Source organism: Actinomyces polynesiensis (genome assembly GCF_000820725.1).
GTDB lineage: Bacteria > Actinomycetota > Actinomycetes > Actinomycetales > Actinomycetaceae > Pauljensenia > Pauljensenia polynesiensis.
Genome location: NZ_CCXH01000294.1, coordinates 1 through 5,781 on the forward strand (window position 1 = coordinate 1; position 5,781 = coordinate 5,781).

A 5,781-nucleotide genomic window follows, 5' to 3' on the forward strand; every position below is an offset into this window, starting at 1 on the left:
CGTCCAGGTCCGTGCCCGGGCCCTCGGGACGTGGGGACAGGACGGTGTCCGCGGTCGCACCGGGAGGTGCACCGCCCACCTGCCCCACGACAGTCGGTCGGGGTCCTGCGGCGGCGAGGGAGGCGAGGACGAGGGCGAGGTGGGCGGCGTCGGAGCGTGCCCAGACCCTCGACCTGCGTGAGCGTCGGACGACGAGGACCACCACTGCCGTGAGGAGGGCCAGGGCGCACACCCCGGCGAGGAGACGCCATCCTCCCGCGGCCGTCAGGCGCCACGCGAGGAAGCCGAGGACCATCGCCACGGGGGCCAGAGCCGTCAGTGGACGTCGGCGCTGCTGTTCGGGCTGCGGCCACCGCAGCTGGTCGGGGCGCTCGCGGACCTCGAAGACGTCGGTGCCGATCACCAGGCGTGAACCGGGCACGAGGTGGTGCCCTGAGGCGCGGGACCGGGGCAGAGAGGGACGGTGGCGCACCGAGGTCCCGTTGGCCGACCCCAGGTCCTCCACGACGGCCACGGGGGCGTTCCGCCCGCGCCTCCGCCCGGCGGGCAGCGCAGTGACGCGTGCGTGTCGCCTCGAGACCGATCCCGACGCCAGGGGGACGTCGCCCTCCCGCCCGAGGACCAGGGAACCGGCCAGCGGGAGGACGACTCCCGTGTCCGGCCCCTCGGTGCACGCCAGGTGGTGTCGGGAGCGCAGGGCGTCGGCAGGACCCGGGGTGCACGGCCGGTGGACCCGTGCCCCGTCGGTGGGCTGTTCCTCCTGCGCACCGGCGCCGCGTCGGTCGCCCTGCGCACCGGAGTGCTCGGTCATGCCTGTCCCCCTCCCACTTCCCCCGACGGCGTGGATGCCGCCCCACGGTCGCTCCGGAAGCCCTGCCCGTCCGCTGTGGAGCGCCCGGCACCCCGGGCACCGGCAGCCGATGGGTGTCACCGGTCGTGTCCGAGGGTGCAGGAGGGTCTCCGGCTCCGCCCTCGTCCCCCGCGGAGCTGTGGAGGCCGGGTGGGGACAGGGGAGTGCTGTGGACCGCCCCCGCGCGCCTCACCCCCGCGCCCCCACCCACCCGGCTCCGCAGCCGCGTCGATGGGAGAATGCCGGCATGGATGCGACCCCGACTGACACGCACACGGACCCGGTTCCCCAGTCCAGGGAGGACTCCGGGGTCCCCCAGGAGGCACGCGACCGCTGGCAGCGCCTCGCCGACGAGGTGGAGGACGCACGCGCCGCGTACTACGACCGCGACGCGCCCACCCTCTCCGACGCCCAGTACGACCAGATCTTCCGCGAGCTGCAGGACCTGGAGTCCCGTTACCCGCAACTGGCGGGATCCGACTCGCCCACCGCCACGGTGGGTGGGGAACCGCAGGGTGCCTTCGCACCCGTCACGCACCTGCAGCCGATGCTGTCCCTGGACGACGTCTTCTCCGTCGAGGAGCTCAAGGCCTGGGAGGACCGGGTCCACGCCGACACCGGCTCACCGAACCTGGCGATGACCTGTGAGGCGAAGATCGACGGGCTGGCCGTCGACCTCCTCTACGTGGACGGTCGCCTCCAGCAGGCGGCGACACGTGGTGACGGGAGGGTCGGGGAGGACGTCACCGCCAATGTGCGCACCATCAAGGCGATCCCCCAACAGCTGGAGGGCTCGGGCCACCCCCACCGCATGGAGGTCCGCGGCGAGGTGTTCTTCCCTGTCGCTGACTTCCCCGGCCTCAACGAGGCGCGCGTCGCCGCCGGGCAGGCCCCCTTCGTGAACCCCCGCAACGCCGCGGCCGGTTCCCTGCGGCAGAAGGATCCCGCGGTGACCGCCGCGAGGCCGTTGTCGATGATCGCCCACGGTGTCGGGTTCGTGGAGACCACCCGGGTCGGCGGTGAGGGGGCCGCGGGCCCCACCGACGGCGGTGTGGACGTGGTCGGGCCCCCCGCGGACCTGCCCACCACCCAGCACGGCTGGTACCTGAAGCTGGGGGAGTGGGGCCTGCCGACCTCCCCCTACACCCGTCTGGTCCACTCCCACGAGGAGGTCGTCGAGCGCATCACCTGGCTCGGTGAGCACCGCGACGAGCTCGTCCACGAGATCGACGGCGTCGTGGTCAAGGTCGACGACCTCGACATCCAGCGCTCCCTCGGCGCGACCTCGCGCGCCCCGCGGTGGGCGTCCGCCTTCAAGTTCCCCCCGCAGGAGGTCAACACCCGCCTCCTGGACATCCGCGTCCAGGTCGGGCGCACGGGCCGGGTCACCCCCTACGGGGTCATGGAGAAGGTCCTGGTCTCCGGCTCCCACGTCCAGCGTGCCACCCTCCACAACGCCCAGGAGGTCGCCCGCAAGGGCGTGCGCATCGGGGACATGGTCGTGCTGCGCAAGGCCGGGGACGTCATCCCCGAGATCGTGGCGCCCGTGGAGTCCGCCCGCGACGGCTCCGAGCGCGAGTTCGTCATGCCCACCCACTGTCCCTCCTGCGGCGCGCTGCTCGCCCCCGAGAAGGAGGGGGACGTGGACCTGCGCTGCCCCAACACCGCACACTGCCCTGCCCAACTCACCGAGCGCGTCTCCCACGTGGGGGCCCGCGGCGCCCTGGACATCGAGGGGCTCGGCGACGAGGCGGCCCTGGCGCTGACCCAGCCCGAGGCGGACCGCGACGCGGTCGGCGCCGCCCTCGTCACCGGCAACACCGTCACCCTGGAGGACGGCACTGTCCTCCACCTCGACGACGCGGAGGACCTGCCCCACGCCGACCAGCTGGCCGCAGCCGAGAAGCTCCTGCCCGCCCCCCAGGAGGCGGTGCTCCACTCCGAGGGCGCACTCTTCGAACTGCGCGCGGAGGACCTGCGCGACGTCTTCGTGTGGCGCCGCCAGACGGTGGAGGGGGAACAGACCGACAACTGGATCCAGGTGCGCTACTTCTGGTCCAAGGCCTGGGCCAGGTCCACCCGCAAGTCGGGACCCCGCTTCGTCCCCCGCACGCCGAAGCCCGCCAAGAACCTCATCGACATGCTCGCCCAGTTCGAGGTCGCCAAGCAGCGGCCCCTGTGGCGGGTGCTCGTGGCACTGTCCATCCGCCACGTCGGCCCCACGGCCGCCCGCGCGATCGCCGCCCGCTTCCCGTCCATGGACGCGATCCGCGGCGCCGGGGTGGAGGAACTCGCCCAGGTGGAGGGCGTGGGTGGCGTCATCGCGGAGGCGGTGGTGGAGTGGTTCGCGGTGGACTGGCACGCCGAGATCGTGCGGCGCTGGGCGGCCGCGGGGGTGCGCATGGCCGACGAGGTGGCGGAGCCCGTCTCCGACGTGCTGGCGGGGCTGACCATCGTCGTCTCCGGGGCCATGCCCGGCTACGACCGCGAGGGCGCGAAGGAGGCGATCGTCGCGCGCGGCGGCAAGGCCTCCGGCTCGGTCTCGAAGAAGACGTCGCTGGTCGTCGCGGGCCCCGGGGCGGGCTCGAAGGCCACCAAGGCCGAGGCACTCGGTGTCCCCGTCATCGACGAGACCCGCTTCCAGGCCCTCCTCGACGGGGGCCCGGCGGCGGTGGGCGTCACGGGCACGGACGCGACGGCGGGTGCCGCTTCCACCGACGGGGGCGCACCCGGGAAGTCCTCCTGAGCGCAGGGGTGGACGGGGAGACCCTCAGACCACCCAGCGGAAGGGACTGAGCAGCGTCTCGGCGATCCGGGTGGGCAGGCCGCGTGCCTGCCACTCCTCGATGGTGAGCTGCCGGGCGGTGGTGAGGTCGTTGGTGAAGATCTCCTCCATGCGCTCTGCGAACGCGGGGGAGAAGAACTGCATGTTCACCTCGAAGTTGCCCTGGAGGGACAGCCGGTCGATGTTCGCGGTGCCCACCGTGGACCACACGCCGTCCACCGTCATGGTCTTGGAGTGGACCATGGCGTGCTGGTAGAGCCAGATCTCGATGCCGTTGCGCAGCAGCGCCCCCAGGTAGGGGCGGGCCACCCAGTCGGCGAGGATGTGGTTGGAGTACTCCGGGATGAGCACGCGGACCTGGACGCCGCGCCGGGCCGCATCGATGAGTCCCTGGAGGATCTCCTGGTCGGGGATGAAGTACGCGGTGGTGATGAGGATGCGGCGGGTCGCCCGCTCCATGGCGTCCAGGTAGAGGCCCCGCACCGGGAAGAGCAGGCGGGAGGGCAGGTTGAAGGCGGCGGTGACGTCCGCGTTCCACTCCTTCGCGCCCCGGTCGGGCAGGGAGGGCTGGCTGCGGCGCTTGAAGTGGTTCCAGAAGTCGACGAAGCCGTTCTCCAGCTCCCACACGGCGGGGCCCGTCACCCGCACGTGGGTGTCACGCCACTCGTCGGCGAAGCGGTCCCCGATGTTGTACCCGCCGACGTAGCCGACCTCGCCGTCCACCACCAGGATCTTGCGGTGGTCGCGACCCGTGTTGCGCAGGTTCATGGTGAACATGCCCGAGCGGATCTCCGGGAAGCGGCGCACGTGCAGGTTGGGGTGGTTGGGGAAGAACTTGAAACGGGGGTCCTGGTTGAGCACCCCGAACCCGTCGTAGACGGCGTAGACCTGCACCCCGCGCCGCGCCGCCTCGATGAGGGCCTCCTTGAAGCGGTGCCCGTAGGTGTCGGAGCGCCAGATGAAGGTCTCGAAGTAGACGTGGTCCCGTGCCCCGGCGATCGAGGCCAGCATGTCGTCGAAGAGGGAGTGGCCCTCCGTGTAGGAGCGCACGACGTTGTCGTCGAGGGCGGTGTCGGACGGCGGCAGGGCCGGGAACCCGTGGCGACCACCGGGGATGCGTGCCTTGCGGGCGCGGTCCACCAGGTGCACGGTGACGAGGGCGGCCACCTGTGCGACGGCGACCGTCGCGGCCGTTCCCTTGATGACGGACCATGCCGTGCTGTGGTCGATGCGCCACTGACCTCCATCTGACATGGGCACCAGCCTACGATTCGCGGGGACGCGACGCTGCGTCTCCACGCGGGTCACCCACGCCGCTCCCAGTGGCTGGCGGGGCGGGGCCCCGCGCCACGGCGCACGGGTAAACTGCAGGGCATGTCACGGATCAGCACTGACGAGGTCGCCCGCGTCGCGGGCCTGGCCCGCATCGCCCTGACGGAGGCGGAGATCGAGAAGATCGCCGGCGAACTCGATGTCATCGCCACCTCGGTGGCGAAGGTCTCCGAGGTCGCCACCCCCGACGTCCCCGCCACGTCCCATCCCATCCACCTCACCAATGTCTGGCGCGAGGACGTCATCGGCCAGACCCTGGACCGCGACGAGGTCCTCGCCTCCGCGCCCGCCTCCGAGGACGGGATGTTCCTGGTGCCCCAGATGCTGGACGACGAGGAGGCATGATGAACGAGCTGCTGCGCAGGTCAGCCCTGGAGCTGGCCGACATGCTGGCGGCGGGGGACCTCACCTCCGTCGAACTGACCACCGCCTGCCTCGACCGCATCGAGGCCCTCAACGACCGCGTCCACGCCTTCCTCTTCATCGACCGCGAGGGCGCCCTGGCCACCGCCGCCGAGGTCGACGCCCGGCGCGCCGAGGGCGCGGAGCTGCACCGCCTGGCCGGTGTGCCCATCGCGCTGAAGGACAACATGGTCACCCGCGGGAAGCCCACCACCTGCGCCTCGAAGATCCTCGAGGGCTGGCTGCCCCCCTACGACGCCACCGTGGTCCTCAAGCTCAAGGCCGCGGGGCTGCCCGTGGTCGGCAAGACGAACATGGACGAGTTCGCGATGGGGTCCTCCACCGAGCACTCAGCCTTCGGTCCCACCGGCAACCCCTGGGACCTCTCCCGCATCCCCGGCGGGTCCGGGGG

5 protein-coding genes are annotated in these 5,781 nt (G+C 72.1%); 3 read left to right on the top strand and 2 right to left on the bottom strand.

Translation table 11 applies throughout. The features are described from left to right. A partial coding sequence (locus tag TA90_RS12245) for an FHA domain-containing protein (protein WP_043536874.1) occupies window positions 1–811 on the bottom strand: 811 nt, incomplete at its 3' end. A 286-nt stretch (window positions 812–1,097) separates the two neighbouring features. Between TA90_RS12245 and ligA the strand changes: the two genes are divergently transcribed. Beyond that, entirely contained in the window at window positions 1,098–3,596 is a 2,499-nt protein-coding gene (ligA, locus tag TA90_RS12250) for an NAD-dependent DNA ligase LigA (RefSeq protein ID WP_074015402.1), read from the top strand. 24 nt (window positions 3,597–3,620) lie between these two features. Here the strand turns inward: ligA and TA90_RS12255 are convergent, their stop codons facing one another. Continuing rightward, window positions 3,621–4,889 (bottom strand): phospholipase D-like domain-containing protein, encoded by a 1,269-nt coding sequence (locus tag TA90_RS12255; protein WP_043536876.1) that lies wholly within the window; start codon window positions 4,887–4,889, stop codon window positions 3,621–3,623. 120 nt (window positions 4,890–5,009) lie between these two features. Between TA90_RS12255 and gatC the strand changes: the two genes are divergently transcribed. After that, window positions 5,010–5,312, top strand: a complete 303-nt coding sequence (gene gatC, locus TA90_RS12260; RefSeq protein WP_043536878.1) for an Asp-tRNA(Asn)/Glu-tRNA(Gln) amidotransferase subunit GatC — start codon at window positions 5,010–5,012, stop codon at window positions 5,310–5,312. Further along, on the top strand, window positions 5,312–5,781 hold a 470-nt coding region (locus TA90_RS12265; protein ID WP_043536880.1), incomplete at its 3' end, for an amidase. The genes gatC and TA90_RS12265, both read left to right, overlap by 1 nt.